The sequence below is a fragment of the Pseudomonas sp. KCJK8993 genome (genome assembly GCF_046230915.1).
GTDB classification, from domain to species: Bacteria; Pseudomonadota; Gammaproteobacteria; order Pseudomonadales; family Pseudomonadaceae; genus Aquipseudomonas; species Aquipseudomonas piscis.
In genome coordinates this window covers 21,819-36,217 of the sequence record NZ_JBJJLO010000066.1, presented here as the reverse complement: position 1 = coordinate 36,217, position 14,399 = coordinate 21,819, and the positions used below count along the sequence as shown (strand labels likewise).

The following is a 14,399-nucleotide window of genomic DNA, read 5'->3' as shown; positions in this document are numbered from 1 at the left end:
GACACACACCCAGGCCCTGCAACAGCTACGCGCCCTGCTCCCCATCGGCCTGCGTCACGCCCAAGCCCTGCTCGCACGCTGCGCAGGCCACCCTCAACGAGCCGCCGAGCTCTACAAGTCCGAGCTGTTGCAGGTGCTGGTGGACAAGTCCGGGCTGTCCGCCGAACAAGCCCGGGAATACCTGCATAGCGCCGAATACGACCTGAACCGCGCCCTGCACGCTATAGAAGAAGCGCGCTTCACCCTGACCCAGCGCATCCTGCGCAAGCACCGGCGCAACCCGGGCCAGGCCGTGGGACTGATCGCCCAGGCCATCGAAACCGCCCAGGCGTTGCCCCGCCAGTACTGGCTGGACTTCGACCAGCTGGCGCAACTACCTCCAGCACTACGCTGCTTCATGGTGCTCCACGAGTGGCTGGCCTACGAAAGCTGGGAAGGCTTCGACAGCGCCCTGCACTTCCACCTGCCCGAAGCCCTCGCCCAATTCCGCCAGCTACGACAACACGCCCTGGCCGACACCCTCGAGCAGGCCGGCCAGCGCCAAGACCAGCTACGCGCCGCACACACGCCTGCAACGGCCCCGACCGAACTGGCGAACCTGATCAACCAGGACCCAGGGTTCCGAGCCTGCCAGGACGCCTATCGCCAACTCCTGCCCCAGCTGGACGAACGCCTGGTGCAATGGGTGGAAGAACACCTCGAACAATTCCCGACCTGAGCCGCACCCATGGACATGGAACGGTTGCTGAGCCGCAGTTCGCTCCCACTTGCTTCGACGAGCAACCGGAGCCCTGACAAGCGCTAGGATAAAATCGGCAAAAAATCGTGAAAAACCGAATAACAAGCTCCTTTTGTCGGCTTTTCCAATTTGGCATGACAATCGATCATGACCGTTCGGTCAGCCGCCAGAGAGCCCTGGCCCGGGCTTGCGCAGACCAGGCAAAGCCCGCCGCGACAAGAACCGATTCAGCCTCCCGCCTCCTGCCGTTCCTCGGTTCGGCGCGCTATATGCAGACGGCAGGCCCGCGCACCGGTATAGTGCGCCCCCTCTTCCCCTGGGCTGTCGCCGGTAGCGCGGCTCAAACCCATGGGAAACCCGAACTAATAACAACCCGCGAATAGAGAACCGGGACGAACATTCGCCCCACCGCTTTGCCGTGCGTGCAATGAGCGGTGTGACAAATTGTTTCTGCCCATTCTGCGTTTGCCTACACAAAAAACAGCGAGGAATACTCCATGCTCGAAGTCATCAACGACTTCCTCTCAGGGAAAGTGCTGATCGTGCTCATTGTCGGGCTCGGCGGCTACTTCACGATCCGCTCGCGTTTCGTTCAACTGCGCCACTTCCTCCATATGTTCGCGGTGTTCCGCGATAGCCTGAAAAGCAGCGGCGGCCAGCTCAGCTCATTCCAGGCGCTGATGCTCAGCCTCGCCGGCCGGGTCGGCGCAGGCAACATCGCAGGCGTCGGCATCGCCGTGACCCTGGGTGGTCCGGGCGCCGTGTTCTGGATGTGGGTGACCGCACTGGTGGGCATGTCCAGCAGCTTCTTCGAATGCACCCTGGCCCAGGTCTACAAGCGCGCCGACGGCGACGGCCTGTACCGCGGCGGCCCGGCCTATTACATCCAGCACGGCCTGAAGTTCAAAGGCATGGCAGTGGTGTTCTCCATCCTGCTGCTGGTCACCTACGGCTTCGCCTTCATCGGCCTGCAGTCCTACACAGTGACGCACTCGCTGCAGGACGCCTTCGCCTTCGACCCAAGCCACACCGGCATCGTCCTGGCGCTGCTGCTGGCCATCACCTTCATCGGCGGCATCAAGCGCATCGCCGCGGTGTCCGACCTGCTGGTCCCGATCAAGACCCTGGCCTACATCGCCGTGACCCTGTATGTGATCGGCACCCAGATCGAACACGTGCCGGCCATGCTGGCGACCATCATCAAGAGCGCCTTCGGCCTCGACCCGGCCTTCGGCGGCCTGCTCGGCAGCGCCATCGTCATGGGCGTGAAGCGTGGCGTGTTCGCCAACGAAGCGGGCCTGGGCAGTGCGCCGAACGTCGCCGCCGTGGCCGCCGTGAAGCACCCGGGCGCCCAGGGCGTGGTCCAGGCCTTCAGCGTGTTCCTCGACACCTTCGTGATCTGCACCTGCACCGCGCTGCTGATCCTGCTGTCGGGCTTCTACACCCCGGGCTTCGAAGGCGACGGCATCGTCCTGACCCAGAACTCGCTGGCCGCCGTGGTCGGTGACTGGGGTCGCCTGTTCGTCAGCGTCGCGCTGTCGCTGTTCGTCTTCACCTGCATCCTCTACAACTACTACCTGGGCGAAAACAGCCTGCAGTTCCTCTCCCGCAACCGCACTGTACTGATGCTGTTCCGCGGCCTGGTGCTGGCGCTGGTGGTATGGGGTTCGATGCAGGACCTTTCGACCGTGTTCGCCTTCGCCGACATCACCATGACCTGCCTGGCCTTCGTCAACCTGGTGGCCCTGGCCCTGCTGTTCAAGGTCGGCCTGCGCGTGATGCGCGACTACGACGAGCAGCGCCGCGCCGGCGTCGACCAGCCTGTGTTCGACTCGCGCAAATTCGCCGATCTGGACCTGGACCTGAAGGCCTGGCCCGCCGAACCCGCGGCCACCGCCCAGGCCGAGCCGCAAGGCGTGCCCACAGCGCAACGCTGACGGGTCAACGATGGGCGCATCCTCTGCACCCGTCGATTACAGTTCGATAAATGTGCGAGCGGGTTTGCCCGCTCCCACAGGAACTCACCGTTTCGGAGAACCCCATGCACCCTTCGACCCACCCTGCCGCCCAGCACGTCATGGTGCTCTACACCGGTGGCACCATCGGCATGCAGGCCAGCGCCGACGGCCTGGCCCCGGCGTCCGGCTTCGAAGCCCGGATGCGCGACTACCTCGACACCCGTCCCGACCTGCCGGTACCGGCCTGGCGCTTTCGCGAAATGGCGCCGCTGATCGACAGCGCCAACATGACCCCCGAATACTGGCAGCGCCTGCGCGAAGCGGTGGTCGAGGCCGTCGAGAGCGAGGGCTGCGACAGCGTGCTGATCCTGCATGGCACCGACACCCTGGCCTACAGCGCCGCGGCCATGAGCTTCCAGTTGCTGGGCCTGCCGGCACGGGTGCTGTTCACCGGTTCGATGCTGCCGGCCGGCGTGCCCGACAGCGATGCCTGGGAAAACCTCAGCGGTGCGCTGCTGGCCCTCGGCCGTGGCCTGGCACCCGGCGTACACCTGTACTTCCATGGCGAGCTGTTGGCGCCGACCCGCTGCGCGAAGATCCGCAGCTTCGGTCGGCACCCGTTCGCCGCCTTGCGACGCAAGGGTGGCGGCACCCAGGTCGAGGCCATCCCGCCAAGCCTGGACTACCGCCAGTCCCGCCAGCCGGCCAAGGTCGGCGTGTTGCCGCTGTTCCCCGGCATCGGCGCCGAAGTGCTCGATGGCGTGCTCGCCAGCGGCATCCAGGGCCTGGTGCTGGAATGCTTCGGCAGCGGCACCGGTCCCAGCGACAACCCGGCGTTCCTGGCCAGCCTCAAGCGCGCCCGGGACCAGGACATCGTGGTGGTGGCCGTGACCCAGTGCCATGAGGGCGGGGTCGAGCTGGACATCTACGAGGCCGGCAGCCGCCTGCGCGGCGTGGGCGTGTTGTCGGGCGGCGGCATGACCCGCGAGGCCGCCTTCGGCAAGCTCGATGCCCTGCTGGGCGCCGGATTGCCGGCCGCCGAGGTACGGCGCCTGGTCGAACTGGACCTGTGTGGCGAGCTGAGCTGAAGCTCAGGCTCCGGAGCCGGTAGCGACTGCGCTAGCTGCCGGCTCGACGACGAACAGAGGGTGGCGGCCAGGTTACTTCTTGACCGGGTAATCCTGGCCCCAGACCCGCACCGAGCTCGAACTCTCGATCGGTCCTTCGAACACGAACTTCTGCCGCACTGCCGCCTTGGCCGGGATGGTGACTTCATCCGGGTTGTCGAGGCTGACAGTCAGGTTGTTGGCGTAACCGTCCTGGTCGATCGCCAGCAGGGCACCGGTCTGCTTGAGGTTGATCAGCCGCAACTGGCTGTCGCTGCTGTTCTTGAAACCCAGGGTAACGTTGAAGCTGTCGCCGACGGCTTCGGTCTTCAATACCTGGACATCGACGCGACCCTTCATTTGCTCGCGGGAGGAAATGATCGAGGCACCGTCGACGCCTTGCGCCGATTGGCGACCATCGAGCACGCCTTCGCTGACGCCACCCAAGAGGTTCTTGCCTGCCGAAATGGCTGACGAGACGGCTGACTTGGCAGAATCCTTGAGGGTGCTTTCGCTGCCTGGCCCAGCCTCGGCCAGACACAGCGAACTCAGGAGCAAGCCGGACACCAGGAGCAGGGAACGCGCAGGAGTGAGGGTCATACATAGTCCTTTATCGAGGTTGCTGCACCGCCACCTCTGGCGGTGAATGGCAGGCAGGTTGCACCAATCAAAGCACCAAGTCACTAACCACGCACCCCCCGAAATGCCCCATGCCGCTGGCAGGCAAACGGCAGGTCCTGGCGCGGGCGGCATGCAACTTGCTCCGGTCAAGGGTCTTTCCCAGGCCGGAATCTGCGCATGCTGCATTCGCACCTCACCACCCTCAATGCGGTTTCCCTGATCCTCAACACCTTCAAGGACCAGGGCCAGGGCAGCGACGCGTTGTTGGCCGGCAGCGGTATAAACCCCGCCGACCTGAGCCGCGCCGATACCCGCATCACCACCAGCCAGGAGATGCTGGTGTGCGCCAATGCCGTGGCCTTGCAGCGCGATATCGGTCTGGAGCTGGGCCGGCGCATGCACGTGTCCTCCTACGGCATGCTCGGCTACGCCCTGCTCACCAGTGCCACCTTAGGTGACGCTTTGCGCCTGGCGCTGCGCTACCCGGCGCTGATGGGAACACTTTTCGAGCTAACCCTGGAAGCCGACGGCCCGCGTATCTGGCTGACGGCCGCCGACTATCGCGAATGCCCGGCCCTGGCCGCGTTCAACACCGAGTTCTGCCTGGCCTCGATGAAGGTCATCTGCGACGACCTGCTGGGGCATCCGCTGCCGCTGATCGGCGCGCGCTTCGACTACCCCGCACCGGACTACCAGGCACGCTATCGCGAGCGTTTCGACTGCCCCCTAGAGTTCGATGCCGCCAGCAATGCCTTTGCCTTCGACCGCCACTGGCTCGACCAGCCGCTGCCCCTGGCGGACGTGATCACCCACCAGGCCATGGCCGAGCGCTGCCGCAAGCAGAACACCGAGTTCACCGGACGCCAGGCCTGGCTCGGGCGCATCCGCCAGCTGCTGGCGGCGCAGCTGGACGCCGCTCCCGGCCTGGACGGGCTGGCCCAGCAGATGAACTGCTCGGCCCGGACCCTGCGCCGACACCTCAAGGAGCTGGGTTGCAGCTACCAGGAACTGCTCGACGAACTGCGCTTCGAGCGGGCCAAGCAGATGCTCTGCCAGGACCAGTTGCCGATCTACCGCATCGCCGAGGCCCTGGGCTTCAGCGAGACCGCGAGCTTTCGCCATGCCTTCATCCGCTGGAGCGGCGTGGCGCCGAGCCAGTTCCGGCCCTGAGACAAACCCCGGCATGAAGGCGCCAATTGCATTACATTGCCGGCCTTTCATACCGGCAAGGGACGGCAGCGTTGAATCTATCCACAAGCAGCACCGCCAGGCATATCGGCCTTCGTCGAATCGGCCTGGCGCTGCTGATGCTCGCCGCAGCACCCGTCGCCCAGGCATTCGACCCGGCGAAATTCAAGTGGTGGGAGATGTCCAGCCACTTCGCCCTCGACGAGCCGGAAACCGCCACCGACCACAGCGAGTACCCCGGTCTGCTCAACGACATCGCCTACCAGGCCAGCTGAAGGCCGCAGCGCCCCTGGACAACATCCCCCAGGGCCGGGCCATCGAAGGTTATCGGTTGTATTGCGGCATGCGCCTGCAACGCCAGATGAGCATCCCGCCCTGGGTGCTCCAGCGCCTGGGCCTGCAATCTGCCAACCCACAGGCGTGCCAGGGTTTCTGGCCGTTGGTGGCCGCCGTGGGCCAGCGCTGCGAGAAAAAGGGCTATGCCCTGCTGCTGGAGGCCATCGCCCGGAAAAAACGCGAGGACATGCTCCAGGTCCTGCAACGCTTTGCGCCGCCACCGCCGGCAGACTGAAGCCACTGGCGCCCCGCAATGGGGCGCCACGCCCCTTCAAGGGGCGAATTGCGGTCATGCAATCTGGCCATATCGATCCTCTTTTGGCCGTTCCTGCCGTTCTCCGAAACCCCGCCTCCCGCAAGACTGTGAGCCACCGAATCAGCCTGCGGAGAACAAGAAAATGCTGACGATCTACTCGGACGATCACCATCTGCACCACGGCCGTTGCGAACTGATAGACGGGCAACTGATGCCCTGCTTCGAAATGCCCTCCCGGGCCGACCACGTGCTGGACCGAGTGAAGTACCGCAACCTGGGGCCGGTGGAGGCGCCCAAGGACTTCGGCCTGGAGCCGATCCAGCGCGTCCACAGCCGCGAGTACCTGGAGTTCTTCAAGGGCGCCTGGGAGCGCTGGGCAGCCAAGGGCATCGACGGCGACCTGCTGCCCTACACCTGGCCGGCGCGCACCCTGCGCAGCGTGATCCCCAGCAGCCTGCACGGCCAGCTCGGCTACTACAGCTTCGACGGCGGCGCGCCGATCACCGCCGGCACCTGGCAAGCAGCCTATAGCGCGGCCCAGGTCGCCCTGACCGCCCAGGCGGTGATCCAGCGCGGCGCCCATAGCGCCTTCGCCCTGTGCCGGCCACCGGGACACCACGCCGCCAGCGACCTGATGGGCGGCTACTGCTATCTGAACAATGCCGCCATCGCCGCCCAGGCCTTCCTCGACCAGGGCCATGGCAAGGTGGCGATCCTCGATGTCGACTACCACCATGGCAACGGCACCCAGTCGATCTTCTACGAGCGCAACGACGTGCTCTTCACCTCGATCCACGGCCATCCGGAAGCCGAGTTCCCGTTCTTCCTGGGCTATGCCGACGAGTGCGGCGAAGGCGCTGGTGAAGGCTACAACTTCAACTACCCGCTGGCCGCCGGTAGCGGCTGGGACGCCTGGAGTGCGGCGCTGGAGCGGGCCTGCGGGGAAATCGAGCGCTACGGTGCCGATGTCATCGTGGTCTCCCTGGGGGTCGACACCTTCAAGGAAGACCCGATCTCGCAGTTCAAGCTCGACAGCCCGGACTACCTGGCCATGGGCAAGCGCATCGCCGCCCTCGGCAAACCGACGCTGTTCGTCATGGAAGGCGGTTATGCCGTCGCGGAAATCGGCATCAACGCCGTGAACGTACTCGAAGGCTTCCAGAGCGCCCAGTAAGGAACCCGCAACATGCCAAGACTCCAACGCCTCATTGCTCCCGCCCTGTGCGCCTGCCTGCTGGGCACCGCCGCTCACGCCGAGGAACGCACCCTGCGGGTGTACAACTGGTTCGACTACATCACCCCCAAGGCCCTGGAAGATTTCAAGGCCCAGAACAGCCAGGTCAAGCTGGTGTACGACATCTTCGATACCAACGAAGCCCTGGAGGCCAAGCTGCTCACCGGCAACTCCGGGTATGACGTGGTAGTGCCGTCCAACGTGTTCCTGGCCAAGCAGATCGAGGCCGGGGTGTTCCAGCCCCTGGACCGCAGCAAGCTGCCCAACTGGAACCACCTGGACCCCAAGCTGATGCAGCTGATCGAGGCCAACGACCCGGGCAACCGCTTCGCCGTGCCCTACATGTACGGCACCATCCTGATCGGCTTCAACCCGGACAAGGTCAAGGCGGCCCTGGGCGAGCAGGCACCGGTGGACAGCTGGGACCTGATCTTCAAGGAGGAGAACATCAGCAAGCTCAAGCAGTGCGGCGTGGCGCTGCTGGATTCGCCGTCGGAGATCCTGCCCCTGGCCCTGCAGCACCTGGGCCTGGACCCCAACAGCCAGAAGCCGGCGGACTACGAGAAGGCCGAGGCCCTGCTGCTGAAGATTCGCCCGTACATCACCTACTTCCACTCGTCCAAGTACATGGCCGATATCGCCAACGGTGACATCTGCGTGGCGGTGGGCTACTCGGGCAGCTTCTCCCAGGCCGCCAACCGCGCCCGGGAAGCCAAGAACGGCGTGACCGTGGACATGCGCCTGCCCAAGGAGGGAGCGCCGATCTGGTTCGACATGCTGGCGATCCCCAAGGGCGCGAAGAACCCGGAAGACGCCTACACCTTCATCAACTACCTGCTGCAACCCCAGGTGATTGCCCCGGTCAGCGATTTCGTCGGGTATCCGAACCCGAACAAGGACGCCACCGACAAGGTCGACCCGGCGATTCGCAACAACCCCAACCTCTACCCCACCGCGGCAGCCATGAACACCCTCTACACGCTCCGGCCGCTGCCCCGTGATGCCGAGCGGGCGCGGACCCGGGCCTGGACCAAGATCAAGGCCGGGACCTGATCGCTACCCCTGTGGCTTGCTCGCAGCGGATTGCGCAGCAAGCCAAGGCCGGCTAGCCGCTTGTGCCTGACACCCCGCGAGAACCGATTCACGAGTGCTACGCAGCCGTACGGGAGCAAGCGCGCTCGCCACCACCCGCCATCAGCAGCCAGTCAGGCCCTGGGGCGCCCGTTCCTCGGCGAAGAACCAGGGCCGCAACCGTACCCCCACGCCATTGCCGATGAACGCCGCCACCAGCCACAACCAGCCGTGCAGGCTGCCGGAGGCGATGCCACTGAAATAGGCGCCGATGTTGCAGCCATAGGCCAGGCGCGAGCCGTAGCCCAGCAGCAAGCCGCCGATCACCGCCGCCACCAGCGACCGGGCGGGAATCTTCAGGCTCGGGGCAAAGCGTCCCGCCAGGCCGGCAGCCAGCAAGGCCCCCAGGACGATGCCGATGTCCATGACGCTGGTGATGTCTTGCCATACCGGGGCCGCCAGGGCCTTGGCATTCGCCGCGCCTTGCCAGAACACCCACTGGCTGACATCCAGGCCCAGCCCGCCAGCGAGCTTGGCTCCCCACAGGGCGAATGCCGAAGTGATGCCCCACGGCCGCCCGGCCAGGGCCAGGGTGGCGAAGTTCAGCAGAGCCAGGGCCACCGCGCCCCAGACCAGCGGCCAAGGGCCGCGCAGCAGGCGCCGCCAGCCTTGGTGCGTACTGCCCACGGGCGCTTCGAGGCTGCCATGGCGGCGTTTTTCCAGGACCTGGGTCAGCATCGCGATCAGGGCGAACAGGCACAGGCTCAAGCCCAGGGCCGGGCCCACGCCGAAGCTCTGGACGATGGAGATCGGCGGCAGCGAAGGCAGGGCGAACCACCAGTCCACATGATGGGTGGCGATCAGCGAGCCGCAGATGAAGAACACCAGGGTCACCAGCATCCGCGCATTGCCGCCACCGACGGTGAACAGGGTACCGGACGCGCAACCGCCGCCCAGCTGCATGCCGATGCCGAAGATGAAGGCCCCGAAGATCACCGATACCCCGGCCGGCGCCACCAGCCCGGTCACCGGCTGGCCGAACAGCGTGCCGGCACCCAGGGCCGGGAAGAACAGCAGCGCCGCCAGCGCCAGCATCACCATCTGCGCGCGCAGGCCCGCGCCACGCCGGTCGCGGATGAACACCCGCCAGGCCGAGGTGAAGCCGAACGCCGCGTGGTAAAGGACCAGGCCCAGGGCCGCCCCCAGGAGCAACAGCAATACCTGGCGCGCGCCCACCTCCACTTGCAGGAACAGGGCGCCGGCCACCAGGAGCAGCAAGGCGAACAACGGCGCACTGAACTTGCGTTCAGGCGCCAGGGAAAGGGACTGGCTCATAGGGGGTCTCGAAAGGGAAATGCCCGGAAGTATACCCGTCAAACCCGCCAGGCCCGGCGCAGGCGCGCCACGGCGGCGCGGATCTCGGCCTCCGGCACCGCCGCGAACCCCAGCACCAGGCCGGCCCGCTGGTCCTCGGGCGTTACGCTGTCGGGCAGCCAGTAGCGGCTCAGGGCGCTGACCTCGACATCGACGCCGGCGGCCTGGGCCTGCAGTTCCTGCTCCCGGGCCAGGCTGTCGACGCGCACCGTCAGGTGCAGCCCTGCGCTCACCCCGGGCAGCGGCCCGACCCCGTCGATGGCCTCGGGCCAGGCTTCGAGCAGGGTATTGCGCCGGCTCAGGGCCGCGCGCCGCATGCGTCGGATATGCCGCTGGAAATGCCCGGCGGCCATGAACTCGGCCATCACCGCTTGGGTACTGACTTCCGAATGGCGCATTTCCACTGCCCGCAGCCGCACACACGCCTGTACCAGGTGCGGCGGCAACACCAGGTAACCCAGGCGCAGCGCCGGAAAGGCCACCTTGCCGAAGGTGCCGACATAGATCACCCGCCCCTGGCGATCCAGGGCCGCCAGGGGCGCCAGGGGTGCACCGCTGTAGCGGTACTCGCCGTCGTAGTCGTCCTCGACCACCCAACCCTGGGTCCGCTCGGCCCAGGCCAGCAACTCCAGGCGCCGGGCCAGGCTCATGACCACCCCGGTGGGGTACTGGTGGGCCGGCGTGACATAGGCCACACGGCAATTCTGCAGTCGTTCCAGCTGGCGGCAATCGATGCCCTCCTGGTCCACTGCCACGCCGTGCAGTTGCGCACCGGCCATGGCGAAGGCGTGGCCGGCGGCGCGGTAGCCCGGGTTTTCCACAGCCACGGGGTCGCCGGGCTCCACCAGCAGTTGTGCACAAAGGCTGATGCCCTGTTGCGCGCCACTGGTGATCACAATTTGTTCAGCCGTGCATTGCAGGCCCCGGGTACTGCGCAGGTAGGCGGCGATCATGCTGCGCAGGCGCGCCTCGCCAGCCGAATCGCCATAGCACAGGTGGCGCAACTCTGGCTTGCGCCAGAAAGCCGCATTCAGCTTGGCCCAGACCTCGAACGGGAACAGGTCGAAGGCCGGCACGCCGACCCTGAACGCTCGGGGCGGACCGCTGGGATGGGTGCTCAGATGATGTTTTTGCAGGCGCTGCAAAGTGCTGTTTGAGACCAATCCACTGGATGTAACCACAGGTAAATCGACGGATTTTGTGGATAAGTCTGTGGGTAAGCCTGTTGAAAAGCCTGTGGATTGTTTTGTGGATAATTTCTTGGCCGGCAATCGGGTTTGCGGCAACTGGGCCACGTAGGTGCCGTCGCCGACCCGTGCTTCGATGAAGCCCTCGGCATACAGCTGGTCGTAGGCCCGGACCACGCTGTTGCGCGAGAGGCCCAGGGCGCTGGCCAGTTCACGGCTGGCCGGCAAGCGCGTACCGCCAGCCAGGCGCCCGTCCAGCACCCGCTGGCTCAGGGCCTGGTAGAGCTGGCGGCTGAGGCCCTGGCGGCGGTCCAGCACGATGCCGGCAGGGTTGAAGGACAGCGGAGGCAAGGCACTGTTCATTGGCACGCACCCAGGGAATTGGACCCATGAAATAGAACGGAAATGGCTCTTACCATGAACCATTGGCCTGCCTAGGATGCAGCCAATCGCCAAGGATTTTCCACATGTACCTACCTCGCGCTTTCGCTGACCAAGACCTCTCCCGCCTGCACCAGGTGATCCATGACGGCCGCCTGGCCACCCTGGTGACCTGCGGTGCCCTGGGCCTGCAGGCCAGCCACCTGCCGCTGCTGCTGGAGGCCGGCCAAGGAGCCAATGGCACCCTCTATGGCCACCTGGCCAAGGCCAATCCGCAGTGCGCGGAGCTGGCCGCCGGTGCCGAAGCGCTGGTGATCTTCGAAGGCGGCGATGCCTACGTCAGCCCGTCGTTCTATCCGAGCAAGGCCGAGCACGGCAAGGTGGTCCCGACCTGGAACTACGTGGCGGTGCATGCCTACGGCCAGGCCGAGGTGTTCCACGACCCGCAGCGCCTGCTCAAGCTGGTCGGGGCCCTCACCGAGCGCCACGAAGCTGGCCGCCAGCAACCCTGGAAGGTCGAGGACGCCCCCGCCGACTATATCGACGGCATGCTCAAGGCCATCGTCGGTTTCGCTCTGCCGATCCAGCGCCTGGAAGGCAAGCGCAAGCTCAGCCAGAACCGTGACGCCCGGGACATGGCCGGGGTCCGCGAGGGCCTGGCGGCCAGCGCCGACCTGCGCGACCAGCAGCTGTCCCAGCTGATGCGCTAATACTTCAACAATCAAGGAGCCTTCATGAGCCAGATCCAGATCCGCCCCGTCACCGCCGCCGACCACGCCGCCTGGCTGCCCCTGTGGCAAGCCTACCTGCGGTTCTACGAGACCGAACTGGCGGATGCCGTGACCCAGAGCACCTGGCAGCGCTTCCTGGATGCCAGCGAGCCGACCCATGCCGCCCTGGCCTGGGAGGGCGTACGCGCCGTGGGCCTGGTGCATTTCATCTACCATCGCTCCAACTGGAGCATCGAGAACGCCTGCTACCTGCAAGACTTGTTGGTGACTCCAGAACAGCGCGGTACCGGGGTCGGTCGCAAGCTGATCGAGTTCGTCTACGCCCAGGCCAGGCAGGACGGCTGCGCCAAGGTCCACTGGCTGACCCACGAAACCAACGCCACGGCCATCCAGCTCTACGAGCGCATCGCCGAGCGCCCGGGCTTCATCCAGTTCCGCAAACCTCTGTGAACCTGCCCAGGAGCCATTGAATGTCGACTTCCCTCACCGATTGGCAAGGCGCCCCCGTGCCTTCGGCCACCCTCTTGCAAGGGCGCTTCATCCGCCTGGAGAAACTCGATCCGGCGCGCCATGGCGATGAGCTGTTCCAGGCCTTGCAAGGCCCGGACGCCGACCCTGTGCTCTGGGACTTCCTGCCCTACGGCCCCTACCCCGAGCGCCCGGCCTTCGACGCCTGGCTGGCGGGCCATGGACGAAGCAGCGACCCGTACTTCTTCACCGTGATCGATCTCGCCACAGGCCAGGCCCAAGGGGTGCTCAGCCTGATGTCCATCGTCCCGGCCCACGGCCGCATCGAGATCGGCCACGTGACCTTCGGCGCACCGATGCAGCGCTCGCCCAAGAGCACCGAGGCGGTGTACCTGCTGGCCCGGGAGGCCTTCGCCATGGGTTACCGGCGCCTGGAATGGAAGTGCAACAATGCCAACGCCCGCTCGCGCTATGCCGCGGAGCGGTTGGGGTTCAGTTTTGAAGGGGTGTTTCGCCAGCATATGGTGGCCAAGGGGCAGAACCGCGACACCGCCTGGTTCTCGATCCTCGATTCGGAATGGCCGGCCATCGCCCGGGGCTTCGAGCTGTGGCTTGGCGATGAGAACCAGAGCGGTGCGGGGCAGGTGAAAGGCTTGGCGGAGTGCCGGGGGGTAATCCCTGGGGCAGGCGGGGTTTGAGCTGACGCCATCGCGGGCAAGCCTCGCTCCTACAGAACCGTGTCGTACGCAACATTAAGGTTCGACGCAAACCTGCAGGCGCGAGCGGGCGGCGATCCGACTTGCCCGCGAGGCTTTTTCAGGCCAGCTGCCGCGCCAGCACGGCAATGTGTTCCGGCCCGATGCCGCAGCAGCCGCCCAGATGGCTGGCGCCGCGTTGCTTCCAGTCGATCGCCCACTGCAGGTAGCCCGGTGGGTCGAGGTCTTCGCGCAGCGGGCAGAGGCCATCGTTGGCCGTGGCCTCCTTGGGCTGCGGCGGGAAAGCGTTGGCATAGGCGCCGATATGGATCTGTGCCCCCAGTCGCTCGAAGGTGGCCCGCGCCGCATCGATCGCCGCACCTACCACTTCCGGCTGGCTGCAATTGAACAACAGGGTCTGTACTCCCAGTTCCGCGGCCACCGCCGCCGCTTCCGCCACCGGCTCGCCGGAGCGCAGGCGTGGCACCTCGTCGGGGTTCTCATCGTGCAGGGTGAACGACAGCCAGAAAGGCTTGCCGTCCCTGGGCAGGCCGGCATGGATCGCCCGGGCCTCGGCCGTGGAGCTCTGGGTTTCCGCCAGCCACAGGTCGACATGCGGGGCCAGGCCGTTGACCAGCGGCGCCAGCACTTCGGCGGCACGGCCGGCCTCGAACAGGTCCGGCCGATAGGAACCGAACAGCGGCGGCAAGGAACCGGCGACCCGTACCGGCTTGCCGGAAGCCTGTACCGCACGCCGCGCCAGCTCACCGGCCAATGCCGCCAGGGCCTGCCCCTCTGCGGCAAAGCGCTCCTCGCCGATGTGGAACGGCACCACCGCATAGCTGTTGCTGGTAATCACATCGGCACCGCTCTCGATGTATGCCGCATGCACCGCTTCCACCGCCTGCGGCGCCTCGCTCAGCGCTAGCGCCGACCATTCGGGCTGGCGAAACGGCGCCCCCCGACGTTGCAACTCACGCCCCATGCCGCCATCCAGAATTACCCTGCTGCCTGTGCTCATATGCTTTTCACTCATATTCTTATGAAAATAACT

The 14,399-nt window shown here is 66.0% G+C and carries 15 protein-coding genes; 11 read left to right on the top strand and 4 right to left on the bottom strand.

Annotated features, from left to right (window positions below; translation table 11 throughout):
- From ACK6AU_RS19945 to ACK6AU_RS19935, 3 genes are all read left to right on the top strand, one after another.
- Window positions 1–718 (top strand): hypothetical protein (locus tag ACK6AU_RS19945; protein WP_409300891.1); only part of this gene is annotated, 718 nt, incomplete at its 5' end.
- A 518-nt stretch (window positions 719–1,236) separates the two neighbouring features.
- Window positions 1,237–2,676: an alanine/glycine:cation symporter family protein gene (locus tag ACK6AU_RS19940; protein ID WP_409300889.1), complete on the top strand. Its 1,440-nt coding sequence runs from the start codon at window positions 1,237–1,239 to the stop codon at window positions 2,674–2,676.
- Between the two features lie 104 nt (window positions 2,677–2,780).
- Window positions 2,781–3,785, top strand: coding sequence for an asparaginase (locus ACK6AU_RS19935; RefSeq protein WP_409300887.1), 1,005 nt, complete (start codon window positions 2,781–2,783; stop codon window positions 3,783–3,785).
- A 72-nt stretch (window positions 3,786–3,857) separates the two neighbouring features.
- Here ACK6AU_RS19935 and ACK6AU_RS19930 read toward each other — a convergent pair whose 3' ends face one another.
- Window positions 3,858–4,403, bottom strand: coding sequence for a hypothetical protein (locus tag ACK6AU_RS19930; protein ID WP_260497888.1), 546 nt, complete (start codon window positions 4,401–4,403; stop codon window positions 3,858–3,860).
- Window positions 4,404–4,601: 198 nt separating this feature from the next.
- On the opposite strand from ACK6AU_RS19930, the gene ACK6AU_RS19925 reads away from it, so the two are divergent.
- The 5 genes from ACK6AU_RS19925 to ACK6AU_RS19905 all read left to right on the top strand — a co-directional run bounded on the left by ACK6AU_RS19925 (window position 4,602) and on the right by ACK6AU_RS19905 (window position 8,491).
- Window positions 4,602–5,594: an AraC family transcriptional regulator gene (locus ACK6AU_RS19925; RefSeq protein WP_185696823.1), complete on the top strand. Its 993-nt coding sequence runs from the start codon at window positions 4,602–4,604 to the stop codon at window positions 5,592–5,594.
- Between the two features lie 71 nt (window positions 5,595–5,665).
- Window positions 5,666–5,887 carry a hypothetical protein gene (locus ACK6AU_RS19920; RefSeq protein ID WP_409300884.1) on the top strand — a complete coding sequence of 74 codons (222 nt, stop codon included), beginning with the start codon at window positions 5,666–5,668 and terminating at the stop codon, window positions 5,885–5,887.
- 68 nt (window positions 5,888–5,955) lie between these two features.
- Entirely contained in the window at window positions 5,956–6,183 is a 228-nt protein-coding gene (locus tag ACK6AU_RS19915; RefSeq protein ID WP_409300882.1) for a hypothetical protein, read from the top strand.
- Window positions 6,184–6,346: 163 nt separating this feature from the next.
- The gene (locus tag ACK6AU_RS19910) at window positions 6,347–7,378 is read left to right on the top strand and encodes a histone deacetylase family protein (RefSeq protein WP_185696822.1); all 1,032 of its coding nucleotides are present in this window, start codon (window positions 6,347–6,349) and stop codon (window positions 7,376–7,378) included.
- 12 nt (window positions 7,379–7,390) lie between these two features.
- Window positions 7,391–8,491, top strand: a complete 1,101-nt coding sequence (locus ACK6AU_RS19905; RefSeq protein ID WP_409300880.1) for a polyamine ABC transporter substrate-binding protein — start codon at window positions 7,391–7,393, stop codon at window positions 8,489–8,491.
- 141 nt (window positions 8,492–8,632) lie between these two features.
- Here ACK6AU_RS19905 and ACK6AU_RS19900 read toward each other — a convergent pair whose 3' ends face one another.
- Both ACK6AU_RS19900 and ACK6AU_RS19895 read right to left on the bottom strand, forming a co-directional pair.
- Window positions 8,633–9,844 (bottom strand): YeeE/YedE family protein, encoded by a 1,212-nt coding sequence (locus tag ACK6AU_RS19900; protein WP_185696820.1) that lies wholly within the window; start codon window positions 9,842–9,844, stop codon window positions 8,633–8,635.
- 38 nt (window positions 9,845–9,882) lie between these two features.
- Window positions 9,883–11,433: a PLP-dependent aminotransferase family protein gene (locus tag ACK6AU_RS19895; protein ID WP_409300877.1), complete on the bottom strand. Its 1,551-nt coding sequence runs from the start codon at window positions 11,431–11,433 to the stop codon at window positions 9,883–9,885.
- Between the two features lie 104 nt (window positions 11,434–11,537).
- On the opposite strand from ACK6AU_RS19895, the gene ACK6AU_RS19890 reads away from it, so the two are divergent.
- From ACK6AU_RS19890 to ACK6AU_RS19880, 3 genes are read left to right on the top strand one after another with little or no spacing between them, the layout of a single operon-like run.
- Window positions 11,538–12,161 carry an FMN-binding negative transcriptional regulator gene (locus ACK6AU_RS19890; protein ID WP_185696818.1) on the top strand — a complete coding sequence of 208 codons (624 nt, stop codon included), beginning with the start codon at window positions 11,538–11,540 and terminating at the stop codon, window positions 12,159–12,161.
- Window positions 12,162–12,185: 24 nt separating this feature from the next.
- Window positions 12,186–12,632, top strand: a complete 447-nt coding sequence (locus ACK6AU_RS19885) for a GNAT family N-acetyltransferase (RefSeq protein ID WP_185696817.1) — start codon at window positions 12,186–12,188, stop codon at window positions 12,630–12,632.
- 20 nt (window positions 12,633–12,652) lie between these two features.
- Window positions 12,653–13,348, top strand: a complete 696-nt coding sequence (locus ACK6AU_RS19880; protein WP_409300874.1) for a GNAT family N-acetyltransferase — start codon at window positions 12,653–12,655, stop codon at window positions 13,346–13,348.
- A 118-nt stretch (window positions 13,349–13,466) separates the two neighbouring features.
- Here ACK6AU_RS19880 and ACK6AU_RS19875 read toward each other — a convergent pair whose 3' ends face one another.
- Complete coding sequence (locus ACK6AU_RS19875; RefSeq protein WP_185696815.1) at window positions 13,467–14,366, bottom strand: homocysteine S-methyltransferase family protein; 900 nt, start codon at window positions 14,364–14,366, stop codon at window positions 13,467–13,469.
- Between the last annotated feature and the right edge of the window lie 33 nt (window positions 14,367–14,399).

Coding starts and splice junctions, on each gene's coding strand:
- ACK6AU_RS19885 (WP_185696817.1), top strand. CDS start 12,186: ATGAGCCAGATCCAGATCCGCCCCGTCACCGCCGCCGACCACGCCGCC.
- ACK6AU_RS19880 (WP_409300874.1), top strand. CDS start 12,653: ATGTCGACTTCCCTCACCGATTGGCAAGGCGCCCCCGTGCCTTCGGCC.
- ACK6AU_RS19905 (WP_409300880.1), top strand. CDS start 7,391: ATGCCAAGACTCCAACGCCTCATTGCTCCCGCCCTGTGCGCCTGCCTG.
- ACK6AU_RS19940 (WP_409300889.1), top strand. CDS start 1,237: ATGCTCGAAGTCATCAACGACTTCCTCTCAGGGAAAGTGCTGATCGTG.
- ACK6AU_RS19935 (WP_409300887.1), top strand. CDS start 2,781: ATGCACCCTTCGACCCACCCTGCCGCCCAGCACGTCATGGTGCTCTAC.
- ACK6AU_RS19900 (WP_185696820.1), bottom strand. CDS start 9,844: ATGAGCCAGTCCCTTTCCCTGGCGCCTGAACGCAAGTTCAGTGCGCCG.
- ACK6AU_RS19875 (WP_185696815.1), bottom strand. CDS start 14,366: ATGAGCACAGGCAGCAGGGTAATTCTGGATGGCGGCATGGGGCGTGAG.
- ACK6AU_RS19895 (WP_409300877.1), bottom strand. CDS start 11,433: ATGAACAGTGCCTTGCCTCCGCTGTCCTTCAACCCTGCCGGCATCGTG.
- ACK6AU_RS19910 (WP_185696822.1), top strand. CDS start 6,347: ATGCTGACGATCTACTCGGACGATCACCATCTGCACCACGGCCGTTGC.
- ACK6AU_RS19915 (WP_409300882.1), top strand. CDS start 5,956: ATGCGCCTGCAACGCCAGATGAGCATCCCGCCCTGGGTGCTCCAGCGC.
- ACK6AU_RS19930 (WP_260497888.1), bottom strand. CDS start 4,403: ATGACCCTCACTCCTGCGCGTTCCCTGCTCCTGGTGTCCGGCTTGCTC.
- ACK6AU_RS19890 (WP_185696818.1), top strand. CDS start 11,538: ATGTACCTACCTCGCGCTTTCGCTGACCAAGACCTCTCCCGCCTGCAC.
- ACK6AU_RS19925 (WP_185696823.1), top strand. CDS start 4,602: ATGCTGCATTCGCACCTCACCACCCTCAATGCGGTTTCCCTGATCCTC.